General features: G+C 62.6%; 18 protein-coding genes. 4 read left to right on the top strand and 14 right to left on the bottom strand.

Annotated features, from left to right (window positions below; all coding sequences use genetic code 11):
• Position 1 precedes the first annotated feature (1 nt).
• The 3 genes from G7007_RS15475 (at position 2) to G7007_RS15465 (ending at position 5,255) form a co-directional block, all read left to right on the top strand.
• Positions 2 to 3,976: an RHS repeat protein gene (locus tag G7007_RS15475; protein WP_181103019.1), complete on the top strand. Its 3,975-nt coding sequence runs from the start codon at positions 2 to 4 to the stop codon at positions 3,974 to 3,976.
• Positions 3,977 to 4,270: 294 nt separating this feature from the next.
• Positions 4,271 to 4,666 carry a hypothetical protein gene (locus tag G7007_RS15470; protein ID WP_181103017.1) on the top strand — a complete coding sequence of 132 codons (396 nt, stop codon included), beginning with the start codon at positions 4,271 to 4,273 and terminating at the stop codon, positions 4,664 to 4,666.
• A 115-nt stretch (positions 4,667 to 4,781) separates the two neighbouring features.
• The gene (locus G7007_RS15465; RefSeq protein WP_181103015.1) at positions 4,782 to 5,255 is read left to right on the top strand and encodes a hypothetical protein; all 474 of its coding nucleotides are present in this window, start codon (positions 4,782 to 4,784) and stop codon (positions 5,253 to 5,255) included.
• On the opposite strand, the gene G7007_RS15460 is transcribed toward G7007_RS15465, so the two are convergent.
• From G7007_RS15460 to minC, 14 genes are all read right to left on the bottom strand, one after another.
• Positions 5,239 to 5,979 carry a fimbrial biogenesis chaperone gene (locus tag G7007_RS15460; protein WP_181103013.1) on the bottom strand — a complete coding sequence of 247 codons (741 nt, stop codon included), beginning with the start codon at positions 5,977 to 5,979 and terminating at the stop codon, positions 5,239 to 5,241. The two genes, G7007_RS15465 and G7007_RS15460, sit on opposite strands and share 17 nt — an antisense overlap.
• Positions 5,980 to 6,039: 60 nt before the next feature.
• Positions 6,040 to 6,576 (bottom strand): fimbrial protein, encoded by a 537-nt coding sequence (locus G7007_RS15455; RefSeq protein ID WP_181103011.1) that lies wholly within the window; start codon positions 6,574 to 6,576, stop codon positions 6,040 to 6,042.
• A 196-nt stretch (positions 6,577 to 6,772) separates the two neighbouring features.
• Positions 6,773 to 7,183, bottom strand: a complete 411-nt coding sequence (locus G7007_RS15450) for a PA2817 family protein (RefSeq protein WP_181103009.1) — start codon at positions 7,181 to 7,183, stop codon at positions 6,773 to 6,775.
• A 66-nt stretch (positions 7,184 to 7,249) separates the two neighbouring features.
• Positions 7,250 to 8,239 (bottom strand): ABC transporter ATP-binding protein, encoded by a 990-nt coding sequence (locus G7007_RS15445; protein ID WP_181103007.1) that lies wholly within the window; start codon positions 8,237 to 8,239, stop codon positions 7,250 to 7,252.
• A gap of 1 nt (position 8,240) precedes the next feature.
• Positions 8,241 to 9,050 carry an ABC transporter permease gene (locus G7007_RS15440; RefSeq protein WP_181103005.1) on the bottom strand — a complete coding sequence of 270 codons (810 nt, stop codon included), beginning with the start codon at positions 9,048 to 9,050 and terminating at the stop codon, positions 8,241 to 8,243.
• Complete coding sequence (locus G7007_RS15435; protein WP_181103003.1) at positions 9,040 to 9,873, bottom strand: ABC transporter permease; 834 nt, start codon at positions 9,871 to 9,873, stop codon at positions 9,040 to 9,042. The genes G7007_RS15440 and G7007_RS15435 overlap by 11 nt, the downstream gene beginning before the upstream one ends.
• A 46-nt stretch (positions 9,874 to 9,919) precedes the next feature.
• Positions 9,920 to 10,990 (bottom strand): ABC transporter substrate-binding protein, encoded by a 1,071-nt coding sequence (locus G7007_RS15430; RefSeq protein ID WP_181103001.1) that lies wholly within the window; start codon positions 10,988 to 10,990, stop codon positions 9,920 to 9,922.
• 231 nt (positions 10,991 to 11,221) lie between these two features.
• Positions 11,222 to 13,381 carry a mechanosensitive ion channel family protein gene (locus G7007_RS15425; protein WP_181102999.1) on the bottom strand — a complete coding sequence of 720 codons (2,160 nt, stop codon included), beginning with the start codon at positions 13,379 to 13,381 and terminating at the stop codon, positions 11,222 to 11,224.
• 45 nt (positions 13,382 to 13,426) lie between these two features.
• Positions 13,427 to 13,591: a hypothetical protein gene (locus G7007_RS15420; protein ID WP_181102997.1), complete on the bottom strand. Its 165-nt coding sequence runs from the start codon at positions 13,589 to 13,591 to the stop codon at positions 13,427 to 13,429.
• A 452-nt stretch (positions 13,592 to 14,043) separates the two neighbouring features.
• On the bottom strand, positions 14,044 to 15,333 hold the full coding sequence (locus tag G7007_RS15415) for a M18 family aminopeptidase (RefSeq protein ID WP_181102995.1): 1,290 nt from the start codon (positions 15,331 to 15,333) through the stop codon (positions 14,044 to 14,046).
• A gap of 209 nt (positions 15,334 to 15,542) precedes the next feature.
• Positions 15,543 to 16,178 (bottom strand): RluA family pseudouridine synthase, encoded by a 636-nt coding sequence (locus G7007_RS15410; RefSeq protein ID WP_181102993.1) that lies wholly within the window; start codon positions 16,176 to 16,178, stop codon positions 15,543 to 15,545.
• Between the two features lie 88 nt (positions 16,179 to 16,266).
• Entirely contained in the window at positions 16,267 to 16,521 is a 255-nt protein-coding gene (gene minE, locus G7007_RS15405) for a cell division topological specificity factor MinE (RefSeq protein ID WP_060393040.1), read from the bottom strand.
• Between the two features lie 3 nt (positions 16,522 to 16,524).
• Positions 16,525 to 17,337 carry a septum site-determining protein MinD gene (gene minD, locus G7007_RS15400; protein WP_181102991.1) on the bottom strand — a complete coding sequence of 271 codons (813 nt, stop codon included), beginning with the start codon at positions 17,335 to 17,337 and terminating at the stop codon, positions 16,525 to 16,527.
• Positions 17,338 to 17,435: 98 nt separating this feature from the next.
• Entirely contained in the window at positions 17,436 to 18,191 is a 756-nt protein-coding gene (gene minC, locus G7007_RS15395) for a septum site-determining protein MinC (RefSeq protein WP_181102989.1), read from the bottom strand.
• Between the two features lie 111 nt (positions 18,192 to 18,302).
• Here minC and G7007_RS15390 point away from each other — a divergent pair, with 111 nt between their 5' ends.
• On the top strand, positions 18,303 to 19,235 hold the full coding sequence (locus tag G7007_RS15390) for a lipid A biosynthesis lauroyl acyltransferase (protein WP_181102987.1): 933 nt from the start codon (positions 18,303 to 18,305) through the stop codon (positions 19,233 to 19,235).
• Positions 19,236 to 19,326 lie beyond the last annotated feature (91 nt).

Genomic DNA, 19,326 nt, shown 5'->3' with positions numbered 1-19,326 from the left:
GATGAACGATAAGAACGTAGTGCATTCCAATGCCTTCAACTTCATGAGCTTCATGCAGAACAGTGTCGATCCACGTACTGGCCAGTACGCCCTGGGCATGGTGCTGCCGGAGCTGATAGGCAACCACCTCAATGGCCCGTCGATACCACTGCGCCTGGCCTTCAACCCGATGAGCCAGCAGGATGCGGGCTTCGGTCACGGATGGAGCTTGAATCTCACCCAGTATGTACCGGCAAGCAACATGCTCGATCTGCACACCGGTGAGCGTTACAAGGTGACCGGGTCTGATCAGGGGGATGGCACCGGGCTGGGCATCGACGAGCGCAAGTTGTTGACGTTCCAACTGCATCAGGACAGCACCAGCAGCTGGCGGGTGGTGCACAAATCGGGCCTAGTGGAGTTCTTGCAGTTGCAAGGGTCGGGCGAAAACGCCGTGGCGCTGCCAGTACGCGTCGAAGCGGCCACCGGACACTGGATCAGTCTGTCCTATGGCTACAGCTACAAGGGTGTGCCCTGCCTGACCCGGGTCGAAGACGGTACCGGGCTGGCCCTGCTGGCGGTGAGCTATGACAGCAGCGAGGTGTATCTGGATCTGCATCCGCATGCGCAAGGGCAAGGCAGACCACTGGCGCGCTATGGATTGAAGCTCGATAACCAAGGATCGCCAGCCCTGCGGGTCGTGCATACGGTAGAACTGCCCTATGACCAAGACGCCACTTCGCCGAACAAAGGCAGCTGGCGCCTTGAATACGACCTGGTCGCGCAGGCAGCGGAGCGTCGCCTGGCGTTGCTCAAAACAGTGCACAACCCGGTCGGTGGCACCGAGCACATCGAACATGAGCATGGCACTACCCTTGGGCATCGGTTCCCTGGGGATGCGCATCCACCGTTGCCCAGAGTCAAGCGTCATGTCGTCAATCCCGGTGCCGGACAGCCGGCCATGTTGACCACTTATGCCTATTCGGATCACAACTTCCTGGGATGGGGTGCGGCGGGTGTGGGCTGGACCGACAATGGCCTGGACAATCTCTATGCCTTCACCGGCAGCGACTACGAGTATCACACGGTGGCGAGCCACTATCTGTATGCCGATGAGCAGGCGCCAGGGCAGGTGGTGCGCCTTGAAACCAGCTATTACAACCGCTTCCATCTCCTGACCCGACAGGTCATCGTCCAGAATGGCCATGAGCAGGAAGTGGTCACGGCCTATCATGAAAAGCCAGGTGAGCGCTTTTCCGCGCAGCCTCGGTACTTCCAGATGCCTGCCAGCGTGACGCGCCGCTGGCGGGTAGGCACAGGATCGAACTGGCCGCGCGAGGAGGTCGACAGCACCACCTTCGACGACTTCGGCAATTCGCTGGAAGAGACACTGGCCAATGGGGTACGTACGCAGAACCGCTATTTCCCCGCAGCTGGGGACGGTAGCGATTGCCCGCCCGATCCTCACGGTTTCGTTCGCAGTCTGCGTGATCAGACGGTGATCCCAGGTGCTGGCGACGAGGGCCAGCCAGCGGCAGCGATTCTGCGCACTGGGTATACCTATGTGCATCTGCCAGCACTGGCCGGTGCGCAAGACACGGCGGGCACGTTGCAGGCCAAGGACGAAACGCTTTTGGCGCTTGCAAGCGAGGAAAGCGAGACCGGGCAGGTCCATCGTTTCACCGCCTACGACTACTTCGTCGCCAGTGACGACCCGCTGCGTCATGGACGTGTCAGGCAGCAGGTCGCGACCCTGGGTGGCAACTCCACCACGACTGCCTACCAGTACGAGATGTCCGCAGCCCTCGGTGACCATGTGCTGCAAACCGTGCAGACGCTGCTCGGTTTCGATCACGGCGAAGCGCTGGACGACGAGACCTTGCAGGACAGTCGCAAGGTGATCACCTTACAGCATGACACGCTGATCAATCAGCCATTGCTCAACCGCGATGACAACGACGTGGAGATCGCCTACGCCTACGATGCCCTGCGCCGGGTCATCGAAGAAACCGTCTCGCCTAATGATGAATCGTTCAAAGCGTCTCGCCGCTACACGTACAGCCTCGTGGCGACCGCCGGCCAGCAGGCGCAGCAGACCAGCGAAGATGTCAAGGGCGTGATCACGCGCACCTGGGTCGATGGCCTGAACCGTGCGGTCGCCGTGGAGCGCCATGATGCGGACAACCCGGACGAACTGCGTATTCCGGCGTTCCGTGCCAGTCAGGCCATGGTATACGACGGACTGGGCAATCTGGTCGAGGAAACCGAATACGACTGGTTGGATTACGACCCTGTCAGCATCGATGCACGACCAAGGCAGCAGACCGGTCGACCCGTGCAAGCGACTGCGGCGGAGACCGGGTACACGACCTGTTACCTGTACGATGACTGGGGCCAGTTGTACTGCCAGGTGCCCCCGAACGGCGTCAAACACTTCGAGCAGACTGCCCCACAGGGCGATGAACACTGGCGTCTCGGGCCGGTACAGACGGTCTGGCGGGAGTCAGCCGACGGTGAGTTACGCGATGCCGGTAGCGGTGAGCTGCTGCAGCCAGGCGGCCTTGGCCGTACCGGCAAGACAGTCACGCGTTTCAACCTGTTCGAACAGCCTGTGCAGGTCGAGCGCTTCGGCATCGACCGCTCGAGTATGGCAGACACCCCTTACAGCGTGCAGCGCAACCACTATGATGGCCTCGGGCGTTTGACAGCCGAAATCGATGCGCGCAATGCCACTCAGCAGTCTACCTACGATGTGTTCGACCGCTTGGTGGACCGGACGCTGGCGGACGGGAGCGTGGTACACCGTGATTATGCTACGCATAGCAGTGAGGACCTGCCGGTGTCGATCCAGGTCGGCAGCAAGGTGCTGGGTGAGCAGCGCTTCGACGGCCTGGACCGCATGATTGAGTCCACGACTGGCGGGAGAGTGCGCAAGCTGTTCTACCTGCCAGGTCAAGGCCAGCCACACAAAGTCATCACGCCTGCCGGAGAAACCATCGAATACCGCTATAACCTGCAGCTCAGTGAGCAACCCGTGTACCGCAAGGTCGTCAATCCAGACAGCACCACCCGCACCCAGAATCTGGAAGCCACTTTCAGCTTCGATTCGAAGAATGCGCGTCTGGTTGACTGTGCAGAGCAGGAGCAAGCCTTGCAGCGAACGTATTTCAGCTTCGGGGCGGTGAAGTCGGAAACCCGTGGCATCGAGGGCGAGCAGTACACCATGCACTACCAGGCAAGCCTGCGTGAGCGAGAACTGAGCTACACCGACGTACTCGGCCAGACTCAGCATTATGCGTACAACGCGGCGGGCGATCTGCATGAAACCACGCTCGGGGGGCTGAGTGCCCGCTTCCATTACGACACACTGGGTCGGCAATTCAAGGTGCATACCGAGGACGGGGCGCAATACCTCACCACAACCCTAACCTTTGATGAGTTCGACCGGGAAACCCTGCGCACGTTTGACATCGGTGGCACTGTACAAACCTTGCATCAGAGCTACGACGTGCGCGACGCGCTGGTCAGTCGCACCCTGGCCGAAGGGCAAACGACCCTGCGTGCGGAAACGTACCAATACGATGACCGCGCGCGGCTGGAAAAGTACACCAGCGAGGGCGAGCTGTCTCCGGTCGACCCCTTTGGCAAAGTGATTCAGGAACAACTGTTCCGCCTGGACGAACTGGACAACATCACCCAGGTTCGAACGAGGTTCCCGGAGGGAAGCAACACGGCCCGCTACCTGTTCGACAACGCCGCCGACCCGGCACAACTGACCGGTATCCGGAATAATCATCCTGATTACCTTCCACGCGAGGTAGAACTGACGTATGACAAGAACGGAAATCTGATCGAAGACGACGAGAGTCGCGTGTTGAGCTACGACCCACTGGGCAGGTTGGTCGAGGTCAATGTACCTGCCTGCGGGGACACGCCGGCGCAGTCGTGTGTATACGGTTACGATCCTGTAGACCGTCTGGCCAGCCAGGGCAACTGACACAGCCTCGACGCATCAAGCGTGAATTGACCCGTGCCTGCACGGGTCTTTTTCATTGCGGCCATGCAATCGTCATCGTGTCCTTCCCGAGGGAGTAGGGCCTGTCGCGGCTGCACGTGTTCCCTCGCGCTCTGCCCACCTGATAGACATGCCAGTTGTGGCATTTCTCGCTCCACTCGTAGGCTCTAATCATCACCGTCGCAGCAGACAGAGCCAAGTCTCGGACGTTGAACGGCTGGTGCTGACCACCCCACCGCTAAAAAGCGCTGATTCAATCACGGGAGAGCCTGCAACATGGACGAATTCTCTGGATCCAGACAGGGTGACGTACAGCCACCTGTTGAAGACCGCGATGGGCGCCTCATCGACACGGACCTGGCGCCCATGGCACCTCCTTCGATCGACAGCGCGCTGTTGGCCGACCCATCGGACAACACCGTTCTCGCCGAGTACCTGGAAGATGACAGCAAGCCATTCACACTCGCTATCCCCATGTGGGCGGAATTGGTCTCCAGTCCGGCCGGCGGTCCTGGCGACCACCTGACGGTGTTTCATGTTCAGACGGGTACGCTGCTGCTGGACGAATCCTATGATCAGAGCCACGTTGGCCTGTTCCCGCTGTCGATCACCCGTAACCGTGCGCAGCTGAGGGAATGGGGCGACAGGTCCAAATTCCCAGCGAGGCAGTGATTGGCCTGGACGAGCCCTTCACGGTGAGCTGGGGGCAGGGCAGTTTGGTGCACAGGATGTGTCGGGGGTGCCAGGTATCAGATGCTACGACATTGCCGAGCGTAATGCAGTGGCCATGAGCGGCAAGACCGGGGCGGTGCGTTACCTTGTCCAAACCCGCGAAGGGCTGCTGCAATCGGCGGTGCGGCGGGTCAAGGTCAACCCTTTGCCACGTTCGCGCCTGACCATTGCGCAGCTGTCGGGTACGACGGGGACTACTCTGATTCTGAGCCAACAAACTCAAGACCCCGCCATCACGCTGGCGGCGTGGAAGCTGATCAGCTCCGATCAAAGGGTCAGAATCGACGTCCGCGGCGTGTCCGCCGCCGGGACGGAAAGCTTCTCGGTCATGCGCAATCATGCCGTCAGCCAGGAAGAGCTTACCTTGGGTATTGGGTCAAGGCGTGATGCCCTGGTGCCGCTGTCGTTTCTGCGTAACTTGCTGGATGGGCAGAACATTAGCGTCGAAGTGAAGGTGAGTTTCGACGCCGGCCGTACTTGGCCGGCGCTGCCGAATTTCGAGACGCTGAACATTACTGTGTTTGAATGAGCGCCAAGGGCTGCTTCACCAGCGCGGTGGCCGCGCCATAGTCGTTGATGGTGTTGAAGGTGACGTGTAGCCCTGGTTGTGGACGAATGCTGGCAAGCCGATAGCTTTGCTCGGTGAACGGCATGGCCATTGCCTGAGCATTGGGTTTCTCCGACTGCCCGGCACCACTGACCTGCAACTGGTCGAATGTGTAGTGGAAGGGCGTGGGGTTGTTCACGACCAAGTGCAGACCGTCATCGTGCTGGCGCAACGACCACCTCAAGCGCTTGACTTGGCTTTCGGGCGAGTCGCTGAGCTGGCTTGGCCGATAGAAGAGCTTGATGCGGGTGCGCATGGCGATGTTGAGGCTATTGCGCACCTCGGTCTGCTGCGGGATTTCCTGAACGTTGAAAAAGAACAGCGATTCGCGGTCCTGTGGCAGCGTATTGGGCAGGCCATTGATCTGCACCATCTGTTCTTTGCCAGCATCCAGGCGAAACAGCACGGGCGTCGGCATCAGCGGTACCGCCGCAAGGGTGTCGTCCTCAAGGGTATTAACCCAGGTTTGCACGGCGAAAGGCCGGTTGGTAGGGTTGGCGACCAACACGGTTGAGCTGCGCGAATCGCTGGTGTGGACGATGCGGGTCGCATTGATGGTCAATGCCGCTTCTGCCGCTGGCAGGGCAAGGGCCAGCATCAGCGTAGGCAGGGCATGGCGAAGGTATCGTGAGGCGGAGGGAAACATGGGCTTCGATTCGCAGATTGGGCCAGGAGCAGGCCGCATACCGCACGGCCTGGCACGGCATCACTTGATGTTGAAGACGAAGGGTATCGTGGCGTTGACCGGGCCTGGGCTGACCGAAGCGGCCGTCGAACGCAGATTGGCCTGGAACACCATGGTCTTGGAAACGTCCAGGTCATATTCCTTGGAGTCGGCACCATAGGCAATCAGAGTACCGTAGCTGTCCTTGATCGCCAGCGCCACACCCGTAGCGCTGCCAGTATGCAGGGCATGCAGCTCGTTGTTCGGACCTGCGGCTCCATCTTTACCCATGAATGACACATAGCCTTTTTTGCCAGTAGTGTCGCAGCTGGTGCCGTCAGTGATTTTCAGGCCAAAGGAGACTGGATAGCTTTCCTTGCCTATGGCATTGAGCTGGGCCGCTTCGCCTTCAGGCAATACGACTGGGTTCAGCACCGCGCCATTGTAGGGGTCGGTGATTTCGATTGAACAGGTATTGCCGTTCACCTTGCCTGTGAACAGGATGGTACCGGTATCGGGCAGTGCGTGCGCAGCGCTGGCAGCGGTCATCAGGGACAGGGCAATGAGGGATCGTTTCATGGTGATATCCGTATGTCGGTCGATGCAGGCCGGCCTTTGCAGGGCCGGCCGTCTGGTATCCTCTGGGGGCGGTGCGTAACCGCTCCGGGACAGGCGCAGAGTAAGCAGCGTGCCGATAGACGTCTGTAAGTTGAATCAACTTGTGACAGGGGGAAAGGGCAGCAAAGCGGCTACGCCCTGGACGCAGCCTCTGAGGTCAGTGGCGCGAGTCGTCCACGGATACCGACAGCAGTTGCTTTTCCTGATGCCAATCGAAGGGCTCATCGTTCTGGTGCGCCTCGTGCCGCCGCTCTTCCAGTTGCTGATACATGTCCAGCTCCTCGTCAGGCATGAAGTGCAGGCAGTCGCCGCCGAAGAACCACAACAGATCGCGTGGGACCAGGTGCGCAATCTGCGGGTAGCGCTGGATCACTTGGCACATCAAGTCCTGGCCCAGGTACTGGCTTTCCAGCGGATCTTGTGGCAGTTGATCCAGCAGGTCATCGAAGCGTTCGAGGAACAGGGCGTGGCTTTCATCCGGCACCTGCTCGGCCTCGCCCAACGCCACCAGAATGGTGCGCAGGTGCTGGAGCAGTTGCAGGTGGTAGACCAGATGCGGGTTGGCCATGGGGAGGTCCTCGGTTGACTGAAACGGAGGCGGAGTATACGCCTGATCGCAGACCGCTGGAGGACTTCAGTCGATCTCGATCAGGGCCGAGGGCTCGATGGACAGGCGTACGTGGCACCCAGCAGCGTGCAGGTCGGCCGCCGTGCGATTGAGCACATCGACGCGCAATTCGATGTCCTCGATTGCGATGCGGTAACGGATGACGTTGCCGAGCAGACTGTGATCGACGATACGCCCCAAGAGCATGCCCTGTGCGTCGAGGCGAATGGCCTCTGGGCGGATGGCCAGGCGTCTGGCGATGGGGCGGCGTAGCAGCCGACTGGCACTCGGCGCCTCGAGCAGGTTGTAGTGGCCGATGAAACCGACCGCGAAAGCGTTCACCGGGGCGGTGTACAGCGTTTCGGCAGCGCCACTCTGGACGATGCGGCCCTCGTTCATCAGCACGATCCGATCGGACAGCGTCAGGGCCTCTTCCTGGTCGTGGGTGACGAACAGGGTAGTCAGCCCCAGCTCGCGCTGGATGGCCCGGATCTGTTCACGCAAGTGCCGGCGAATGCGTGCGTCCAGGGCCGAGAGCGGTTCGTCGAGCAGCAGCAGGCGTGGCCGAGTCACTAGCGAGCGCGCCAGGGCGACGCGCTGGCATTGCCCGCCCGACAGCTGATGCGGATAGCGCTTGGCGAAATCTGTCAGCTCGACCAGTGTCAGCATCTCGCGGACGCGTGTCAGGCGCTCCTGGGAGGCGATCTTTTGCATGCGCAGGCCAAAAGCGACGTTCTGCTCGACGGTCATGTTGGGAAACAGCGCATAGCTCTGGAACACCATGCCGATGCCGCGCTGCTGCGGGCTGAGCGGTACCAGGTCCTGGCCATCGAGCAGGATGCGTCCACCGTCGACCGCTGTCAGGCCGGCGATGCAGCGCAGCAGGGTCGACTTGCCACACCCTGAAGGGCCGAGCAGGGTCACGAATTCACCACGTTGGACCTCGCACGTGATGTCCTGAAAGACTGGGTTGTCGCCGTAGTGTTTGTGCAAGTGCTGCACACTGAGGAAACTCATCTCAGGGCTTGTCCTTGTTCAGGCGGTGGGCGACCCAGGTCAGCACCAGCACGAAGGTGAAGTAGGAGATCACCAGCGCGCTGTTGAAATGCCCGCTGCTGTTGCGCATGTTGTTCAAGTAGACCTGCAAGGTCTCGTAGCGCGTGCCGACCAGCAGGTTGGCGAAGACGAACTCGCCGAACAGGAACGAGAACGACAGCAGCAGGGCCACCAGCAGGCCCTTTCGCAGGTTGGGCAGCACCACGAGCAATGCCGCCTGCCAGGGGCTGGCGCCGAGCAGTTGGGCGGCGTCCATCAGGTCGTGCAGGTTGATCGCCCGCAGGTTGTTGGTGATGGCTCGGTACATGAAGGGCAGGGCGATGGTGAAATAGCAGCCGATCAGGATCCAGGGCGTGCCGACCATCGCCAGAGGGCCGCTGCCGTAGAGCTGCAGCAGGCCGACCGATGACACCACCGGGGGTACGGCGAACGGCAGCAGGATCACCCCGTTCATCCAGGCATCCAGCCGCGGGACGTGGTAATGCACCACGAACAGCAGCGGCAGGATCAGCGCCACCGACAACAGCAACGCCCCAATACAGATCAACAGCGACCGACCGAACGCCGCCAGAAAGCGCGGCTCGCTCCACAAGGCGATGTACCACTTGAAGGTCAGCCCGCTGGGCAGCAGGCTGGCCGACCAGTTGGTGGCCAGGGAGTAGAGCAAGGTTCCCACCAACGGCAGCAGCAAAATCAGGAACAGCAGGTACACCACCCCGCGGTGGTAAGCCCGGTTGGCGCGCGAGTCTGTGAGCGAACGGTCAGTGCGCATGGTAGCTCCGCTTCAGCAGCCCGTGATGAACCACGGCGACGAGTGTCATCAGTCCCACCAGGATCATGGCCAGGGCACTGGCCAGATTGGGGTCGAGGGTGATGTCGCCGGCCACCAGTGCAGCGATGCGGATCGGCACCAGGTTGAAGTTGCCGGTGGTCAGGGCATAGACCGTGGCATAGGCGCCCAAGGCATTGGCCAGCAGGATGACGAAGGTGCCCATCAGCGCGGGTGCCAGCACCGGCAGGCCGATGTGCCGCCAGTAGTGCCACGGGCTGGCCCCCAGCAATGCTGCCGATTCCCGCCAGTCTTCGCGCAGCGCGTCGAATGCCGGGTAGAGCAGTAGCACGCCCAGCGGAATCTGGAAGTAGCTGTAGACCAGGATCAGGCCGCTCTTGGAGTACAGGTTGAAGCCTTCGATCAGGCCCGCCTGCTTGAGCAGCAGGGTCAGGGCACCATTGAAGCCGAGCAGGATGATGAAGGCGAACGCCAGCGGCACGCCGCTGAAGTTGCTGGTCATGGTGGCAAAGGCGCTGACGACGTCGCGCAACCGCGAGTCCACGCGGGTCAGGGAGTAGCTGCCGAGCAGGGCGATGGTGATCCCGATCAGGCTCGACCAGAAGGCGATCTCCAGGCTATGCCCGATGGCCTGCCGATGAAATGTCGAGGTGGCGATGCGCACGAAGTGGTCCAGGCCCCAGCCGTCGTCGGTCTGCACGCTGTGCACCATGACCCAGGCCAGGGGGGCGATCTGGAAGACCAGCAGGCACAGAGCGAAGGGCACTACGCAGAGCAGCGCCCAGCCACGCGTGCGCGTGTTCATGACACGGCCTGCCGCTGACGAACCTTGGCCATGTTCGAGCCTTGGCTCACTGCATTTCCACGATGACCTGCTCCTGCCACAGCTGCGGCAGTTTCTTGGCCGTCGCCTCCCAGGCCTCGGTATCCTTGATCGGCTGGGCTGCGTGATACTGCTCGTTGGACAACAGCTTGGCCTGCACCTCGGGTGCCAGCTTCAGGTATTCGGAGCGGATCGGCCGGGCGTGACCGATGGCCAGGTTGGTCTGGCCGGCATCGCTGAAGATGTACTCACGGGTGAGCTTGGCGGCGTTCGGGTGCTTGGCGTGTTTGTTGATGATCGTGGTATAGCCGGACATGACCGAACCATCGGCAGGGATGACCACCTCGAAGCGCTTGGGATCGATCTGTTCACGATAGCTCAGGCCGTTGAAGTCCCAGACCACGCCCACTTCGACCTCGCCTTTCTCCAACGTCTGGATGGTCGGGTTGGCCATGGACAGGCGACCTTGCTGAGCCAGTTTGGTGAACAACTGAAGCCCAGGTGCGATGTTGCGTTCGTCGCCTTTGTAGGCGATGGCGGCAGCGAGCACGCCATTGGCGGCCTGGGCGGCAGTACCGACGTCACCGATGGCGACCTTGTAGCTGCCGCGCTCGAGGTCGTGCCATTGGGTCGGTCGGTCCTTTTCCTTGATCAGGTCCTTGTTGATGATGAAGGCGATGGTCCCGGTGTAGGCCAGCGCCCAGTGCCCATCCTGATCCTTGGCCCACTGAGGAATCTGCTCCCAGGTCGTGGGCTTGTAGGGCTGGGTGACCCCCTTGGCCACCGCGATGGGGCCGAACGAGGCACCAACGTCACCGATGTCGGCGCTGGCGTTTTCCTGCTCGGCGGCGAACTTGGCGACCTCCTGGGCAGAGCTCATGTCGGTGTCGCTGTGCACGAGGCCATAGCGGCTGGCCAGGTCGGCCCAGGTGCCTTTCCAGTTGGCCCAGGCATCCGGCATGCCGACGCTGTTCACGGCGCCTTCCTTGCGCGCTGCGTCTTCCAGTGCCTTGAGATCGACGTCGGCGGCCTGCACGCTCGTGCAGAAGGCCAAGGTCAGGGCCGAGCCCAGCATTGATGCCATGAACCGCTGTTTCATCCAGAACTCCTTGCGTGGGAATCTACGATCAAGGCAAGGCCTTCGATCGAACGGCGTTGCAAACGACCATGCTGACGACCGCGCATGACCCTTTGATGTCCGTTGGATGACAGCCCGCTGGAGGTATAGCGTAGTTCAGATCTCGGTCATCGATTGCATTGCCAGCACGCCGACGCCCACGCCGTTCGGCGCGGGACCGGGCCGTGGGGGAGGGCTTGGCGCGAGCAGGGGTCAGGTGGTCGCTTCGCCCGCTGGCTTCGGCGTGCCCCCGCCTGCCGTCACCACCTGCACGGAAAGCCGTGGCGTGGCCAGGTCCAGGCCGGCCTCGTCGAGCTTGCGCTTGAGCGCCAGGTTGAAGGCCCGTGACACTTCCCACTGCTTGATCGGTGCGGTCTTGAAGCGGGCCCGCAGGATGGCCGACCCTGATTCGAAACTCTCCACGCCCTGCAGCTCAAGCGGTGACCAGATATTGCGGCGCATCAATGGGTCGGCGCGCAGCTTCTGTGCCACGTCGCGGATCAGGCCGATGGCCTGGTCGATGTCCATGGTGTGCGGGATGGCCACGCGGAAGATGGCGTAGCCGAACTCGCGCGAGTAGTTCTTGATGCTCTTGATCTCGCTGAACGGGATGGTATGCACGATGCCGTCGATGTCGCGCAGGCGCACGGTGCGGATGGTCAGGCCTTCGACCGTGCCCAGGTGCCCGCCCAGTTCGACGTAGTCGTCGATGGCCAGCGAGTCCTCGATGATGATGAACAGGCCCGTGATCAGGTCGGCCACCAGCGACTGGGCACCGAAGCCCACGGCCAGGCCGATGACACCGGCACCGGCGAGCAGCGGCGTGACGTTCATGCCCATGTTGGCCAGGGCCACGATCAGCGCGATGATGAAAATGGTGATGAACAGCACGTTGCGCACCAGCGGCATCATGGTCTGCGCACGGGCGTTGGCCAGACCGCGGCGCGAACGCACCAGGGCATGGTGCACGGCGCTGTCGGCCAGGATCCACACCAGCCAGGCGATGATCAGCGTGGTGGCCAGGCCCATGACCCGCAGGCTGACCTCATGACCATCGCCCTCGGCGAAGCGGATCATCGACAGGCCCCAGACCCGCAGGCCGATTTCCAGGAACACCAGCCAGATGAACAGGTGCAGCAAGGCATAGCCGAAGCTCTTGAGCCGTTCGACATAGACCTGCTGGCGCCGATGCGTGCGCCGGGGGTTGACGGCGTGTCGACGGACCAGGCCGTTGAGCACCATGCACACCACCACCAGCACCGTGCACATCAGCGACTGACGCAAGGCGGTGCTGGTGTCGCCTGCCGAAACGAAGGTGGCGAACAGCGAGATCGCCACCAGCACCAGCGCCGGCACGTACCAGAAGCTGCCCAGCACGCCGATGGTGTCACTCAGGGTGCGTCGCGTCAGGCGGCGCGACAGTGGCTGGTTGCGGATCAGGTGGGCGATGGGCCGGCGGAAGCGCAGGATGAACAGGCCTGTGCACACCGCTGCGACGATGTTGGTCAGGGTGGCCAGGGTGTGCGCCAGGTGTACGCCCAGCGCCGCGGTCAGGCGCGGATCGCTCATGGCCTCGCCGAAGGCGGCGAAGCTGCCGATCAGCCAGAGCGGATTGAAGGCCCGGTGGCGCAGGATGTCCAGCGCACGATGACGGTGGGGGCCATCGAGCAGGGAGAAGGCGATCACGCAGATGGCCGAGAAGCAGGTGCCGACCACCAGGGCATAGGCCAGCACCATGGCCATGGACTTGCCCAACGAGGAGGGCAAGGCGAAGCTCAGGTAGACCGTGAAGATCAGCGCCACCAGCCAAGGCCCAAGCTTGCGCACCGCGAAGCGCAGCAGGTCCCAGGGCCGTGGGTGCTGTGGGAGTTCTTCAGGCAGCCCGAAACGCACCTGCAGACGGTGGCCGAGCCAGTTGAAGGTCATCGCCAGCAGGCTCCAGACCGCGATGATGGCGGCGAAGCCGAAGAGGATCATCGGCCATTCCTGCATCGGCACCGCCAGCGCCGACAGTTCTTGCTTGGCCTGGTCGAGTTCCAGCGACCAGCGCAGGAACGGGCTGGCTTCGCCTCGGAACTGCTTCTCGACATCGTGCAGCGTGCTGCCGATCAGTCCGAGTACGCCTTGTGCCTGGGCGGGCTGGGCCTGGCGCGTGCTGTCACGCAGCTTTTTCAGGTCCGCCAGAAGCTTGCCGCGTTGCTGGTCGTTTTCCAGCGTGGTGATGACCTCGTCGAGCGATTGGCCCAGAGGTTCGGAGGCGTGCTCCTGGTGCGACGAATCTGACCCGAGCAGGCTGGGCAATCCGGCCGCCTGAACGGGTGCGATGAAGGCGAACAGGCACAACAGATAAAGACAACGCAGGAGAACAGGCACCGGACACTCTACCTCGGGACAGACGATGCCCGAGTGTAGAGGATTTCAGGCCAGTTTCTCGAGGATCTTCCAGCACATGATCGCAAAGATGCTCAGCGTGCCCAGCCACATCATCAGCACGCCCAGGTCACGTTCGCGCAGACTGAAGCCTACGGTCAGCAACGAGAGGCCGGCGACCACCGGGATCAGCATCGAATGGAAGGCGGACATGGCAGGCTCCTTCTGCAAGTGCGCAAGGTCGACAGGAGGAGTGTAGCCAATGCAGGGGGCTGGGTATTGATGCAGGGCAGGAGATGGCCAAGCAGGACTGCGGCGCTGGTAGGACAGGCCAGATTTTCGAGGGAGCAATCGTTTGTCCTCGAAGGATGCTCCACTGCAGTGGCTGGATTCTGTGGGCCCTGGCGGACCCCATCGCGGCGCAGGGCCGCTCCAGAAGGTGCTCACGCCGCAGTGGGACAGCTCAGCCCCATGTGGGAGCGGCCCCCGTGCCGCGATTGGGCCCGCCAGGGCCCATGAAATCGGCAACGCCGTGTATCAGGCAAACCTGCCTTGGAAACGCCATGCCGAGAGTGGCTCGTCAGGATGGCTGATCCGACCACTGTCTTGTCTTGACGTGGTCTGGCGCGCATCGAACACAGGCCCCACGCCTCGCTACCTTTGCCCTACGGCAACTCCACACTCCGGTAGAACGCCGTCAGCACCTTCACCAGGTGCGCCAGGTCCTGGCTGCCGCACAGTTCGCGGATCGAATGCATGGCGAAGGTCGGCAGGCCGATGTCCACCGTGCGCACGCCCAGGTGACTGGCGGTGATCGGTCCGATGGTCGAGCCGCAGCCCATGTCGCTGCGCACCACGAAACTCTGCACCGGCACTTCCTCGGCCATGCACAGGTGGCGGAAGAACCCGGCCGTCTCGCTGTTGGTGGCGTAGCGCTGGTTGCTGTTGACCTTGATCACCGGCCCGGCGTTGAGCTTGGGCCCGTGGTTGCCATCGTGCTTGTCGGCGTAGTTGGGGTGCACGCCGTGGGCATTGTCAGCCGAGATCAGCAGTGAACGCTGAATGCAGCGCACATACTCATCGTGCCCCGGCAGCAGGCGCTGGAGGGTCTGCTCGAGCATTGGACCATCGGCGCCGCAGGCCGAGCAGGAACCGACCTCTTCGTGGTCGGTGCAGACCAGCACGCAGGTCTCATCGCTGTCGGCAGCCAGCAGGGCTTGGACTCCGGCGAAGCAGGACAGGAGGTTGTCCAGTCGCGCGCCGGCGATGAACTCGCCATGCAAGCCGATCTGCGCGGCTTCCTGGGTGTCGTAGAAGCTCAGCTCGTAATCGAGCACCACGTCGGCGTTGAGTTCATGCTCACGCGCCAGTTGTTCGGTCAGCAACGCCCGGAAGTCGACCCGCTCGTCACCGGCCACCTGCGCCAGGATGGGTGGCAGCTCGTGCTGGGCGTTGATCGGCCACCCTTCGTTGGCCGTGCGATTCAGGTGAATGGCCAGGTTGGGAATGACGGCGATGGGAAGCTTGAAGTCCACCAGTTGGCTTTCGACCTTGCCGTCGCGGCGGAAGGTCACGCGCCCGGCCAACGACAGGTCACGGTCGAACCACGGGGCCAGCAGCGCACCACCGTAGACCTCCACGCCCAATTGCAGGAAGCCATGGCGCTGCAGCTCCGGTTGCGGCTTGACGCGCAGGCAGGGGCTGTCGGTATGGGCGCCGACCAGGCGCATGCCGCCGTCGAGCGGCGATTGCTTGCCCAATTGAATGGCGATGATCGAGGAGTCGTTGCGCGTGACGTAGTATCGGCCGCCGGGTACCGTGGTCCAGCGCTCGCGTTCATCGAGGCGTTTGTAACCGGCCGCCTCCAGACGCTGGGCGATCGACGCAGTGGCATGAAACGGCGTCGGCGACGCCTTGAGGAAATCGATCAGGCCTCGATTGAGGGTGTCGCGCATAAGGTACTCCAGACCAGCGGCAAGCGTTGAGCTGCAAGCTTCGGGGAATGGGGGAGGAGTTGCAAGTCGTGAGCGGTAAAGCTGCAAGCCTCAAGCCTCAAGCTAAAGCGATTACGCAGGGCTTTGGCCCAGCACTCGGTAGCTAGATTCATGTCGCAAGACCATCGCCATGAACATCGGCTTGCAGCTTGCAGCTTGTAGCTCGCCCTTCAGAAGGGCGCAGGACAGGTAAAGCGCAGGCGCTCGCCCGACACCGGATGGGTGAACGCCAGCATGCTGGCATGCAGGCACAGGCGCTCGTGGGCGGCCAGGGCCTCGGGGTTGGCGTAGAGACGGTCGCCCAGCAGCGGGTGACCGATCGACAGCATGTGCACGCGCAGCTGGTGCGAGCGGCCGGTGACCGGCGTCAGTTCGACGCGGCAATGATCGGCATGTCGTTCGAGCACGCGCCAGAAGGTCAGGGCGCGCTTGCCCAGTTCGTGGTCGACCACGTGACGCGGCTTGGTCGGCGGGTCGTAACGCAGGGGCAGGTCGATGCTGCCGCTGTCGCGCTCCGGTTGCCCCCAGCACAGGGCCGTGTAGGCCTTTTCGGTTTCCCGGTCATGGAACTGCCGGGACAGTTCGCGGTGGCTGTCGGCGTCGCGGGCCAGCAGGATGATGCCTGAGGTTTCCCAGTCGAGCCGGTGCACGATCAGCGCGTCCGGGTAGCCGTTTTCCTGCAGGCGGGTGATCAGGCAGTCCTTGTTGTCGTCGGCGCGCCCGGGCACCGACAGCAGCAGCGTCGGCTTGTTGACCACCAGCACGGCGGCGTCTTGGTGGAGGATCTGGACGTTCGACAGCGGCATTGCGGGTTCTCTGCAAAACGCAACGGCGACGGCAGGCACGACAGTCGAGCTGTCGGCCTGGCCGTCGCCGTGCAGGTGACCCGGGCGATCAACGCTCCGGGAGGGTGATGTTCAACTCGAGGATCGAGCAGTTGCCCTGGTCTTCCAGGGCGACCTGCACATCGTCGTTGCCAATGTTCACATATTTGCGGATCACCTCGACCAGTTCCTTCTGCAAGGCCGGGAGGTAGTCCGGGGTGCTGCGCTGTCCGCGCTCGTGCGCCACGATGATCTGTAGACGCTCTTTCGCCACCGACGCGCTGCTCTGTTTCTGTCTGCCACGAAAGAAGTCAAAAAGGTTCATGGTTTATTTGCTCCCGAAAATGCGCTCGAAGAATCCCTTCTTCTGTACGTCGATGAAGCGCATCGGCTTCTCTTTGCCCAACAGGCGGTCGACGGCGTCGCTGTAGGCCTGGCCAGCATCGCTCTGGTCGTCGAGGATGACCGGAATACCCTGGTTGGAGGCCTTGAGCACCGCCTGGGATTCGGGAATCACGCCCTTGAGCTTGATCGAGAGGATCTCCTCGACGTCGGCAACACTGAGCATCTCGCCTTTTTCGACACGCTCGGGGTGGTAGCGGGTGATGAGCAAGTGTTCCTTGATCGGCTCCTCGCCATTCTCGGCGCGGCGCGATTTGCTGGCCAGAATGCCCAACATGCGGTCGGAGTCACGTACCGACGAGACTTCCGGGTTGGTCACCACGATGGCTTCGTCGGCGAAGTACATGGCCAGGTGCGCGCCCTTCTCGATACCGGCTGGCGAGTCGCAGACCACGTAGTCGAAGGTTTCCTTCAGCTCGTTCAGCACCTTCTCGACGCCTTCCTGGGTTAGCGCGTCCTTGTCGCGGGTCTGGCTGGCCGCCAGCACGAACAGGTTCTCGAGACGCTTGTCCTTGATCAGGGCCTGCTGCAGGTTGGCCTCGTTGTTGACCACGTTGACGAAGTCATACACCACGCGGCGTTCGCAGCCCATGATCAGGTCCAGGTTACGCAGGCCGACGTCGAAGTCGACGATGACCGTCTTGTAGCCGCGCAGCGCGAGCCCGGTGCCGATGGCGGCGCTGGTGGTGGTCTTGCCCACACCCCCCTTGCCGGAAGTAACGACGAGAATCTTGGCCAAGGTGTTTCACCCCTAGATGAACGGGACAGCAGTCCCTGCAAATACACAAAAACGGCAACATGAAAAGAAGTTGCACTAAAAATGACGGCAAGTATCCGTCAAAGGCGGGTGATGTTCAACACATCGCCAGACAGGCTGACCTGGACGCCAGCGCCCCAGAGCGGGTCGCGGCGCAGCTCTTCGCAGACACGGTATTGACCCGCGATCGAGAGCAGTTCGGCGGTCATCTGCTGGCAGAAGATGCGCGCGCGGGTGTTGCCCTTGACGCCCGCCAGGGCCCGACCCCGCATCGCGCCGTACACATGGATGTTGCCGTCGGCGAGAAGTTCCGCACCTGGGCTGACCGAAGAGGTCACGATCAGGTCGCCGCCCTGGGCGTAGATCTGCTGGCCACCGCGCACCGGAGAGCTGACGATGCGCGTCGGACGTACTTCCGGCTCGCTGGGCGGTGGAGGCGGGGCAGGCTCGGGTTTCTTGACTTCCGGCTCGGGTTCCAGCGGTCGTTCCCGGGCGCCCGAGGGCGGCAGAACGGGCAGGTCGATGGCGATCGCCGCAGCGATGTCCTCGATCCGGTTGGCGCGAATGGCCAGGGTGCGCAGGCCATGGTGGCGGCAGATGCGCATCAGGGCGGGCAGGTCGACGGTGCCACAGGCGGCTGGCAGCTTGTCCAGCGCCAACACCAGGGGTGTGTTGCTGAAGAAGTTCGGGGCCTGTGCGACCTTCGCCGCCAACTGCCGGTCGAGCGCGTCGAGATCGTTGTGGGCGAGCTCCAGCACAGTGATGGCAAGCATGCTGCCCTTGAGCTGGAACACGGGTACGGCGTCGGGTGTCTGGTTTGGGCTCATGGTCTGCATAGACGGCTTGTTACGAAAAAAGTGCCCTGACTTATAACGAGAACGCCCGTTGGCCGCAACTCGTGACGATCCATTGTAGAATGCCCGGCCTTTGTCTGACCGGATGCTTCAATGGAACGCCCGCGTTTTCGTCTTCAGTTCTTTCATCCGCGCTTCTGGGGGCTCTGGCTGGGCCTGGGGCTGCTCTGGCTGATCGTACAACTGCCATACCGTGCCTTGCTGGGGCTGGGTCGGGCGCTGGGCGCGGTCATGTACCGCGTCGCCGGCCCGCGTCAGCGCATCGCGGCGCGCAACCTGGAGCTGTGCTTTCCCGAGCTGTCCAGCGCGCAGCGCGAACGGTTGCTCAAGGAAAACTTCGCCTCCACGGGCATCGCCTTCTTCGAGATGGCCATGAGCTGGTGGTGGCCCAAGGCCCGGCTGGCGCGCCTGGCCCACATCGAGGGCCTGGAGCATCTGCGCGATGCCCAGCGCGACGGGCAGGGCGCGATCCTGATGGCCGTGCATTTCACCACCCTGGAAATCGGCGCAGCGCTGTTGGGCCAGGCGCACACCATCGATGGCATGTATCGCGAGCACGGCAACGCGTTGTTCGACTATGTCCAGCGGCGTGGGCGCGAGCGGCATAACCTCGATGCCCTGGCCGTCGAGCGGGACGACGTGCGCGGCATGCTCAAGCTGCTGCGCAACGGGCGCGCCATCTGGTACGCGCCGGACCAGGACTACGGGACCAAGCAGAGCGTGTTCGTGCCGCTGTTCGGCATTCCAGCGGCCACGGTCACGGCCACCACCAAGTTCGCGCGCCTGGGCCGGGCGCGGGTGATCCCGTTCACCCAGCGCCGCCTCGAGGATGGCAGCGGGTATCGGCTGGTGGTGCATCCACCGCTGGAGGGCTTCCCGGGGGAGAGTGAGGAAGCCGATTGTCTGCGCATCAATCAGTGGGTGGAGGGCGTGTTGCGCGAGTGTCCTGAGCAGTATCTATGGGCGCACCGACGCTTCAAGTCGCGACCTGAAGGTGCACCACGGTTGTATGAACGCAAGCGTTGAAAGGCAACCAGATGGGAGTAATCTGCTGGGCTGTACCGCTGTCTGTTGCCTGGTCGATCGACGTCAGCTGATCATGTGGGCCCCGTGGGCC

The sequence above is a fragment of the Pseudomonas entomophila genome (assembly GCF_013523125.1).
Lineage (GTDB): Bacteria > Pseudomonadota > Gammaproteobacteria > Pseudomonadales > Pseudomonadaceae > Aquipseudomonas > Aquipseudomonas entomophila_B.
This window is presented reverse-complemented; position numbering and strand designations above follow the sequence as displayed.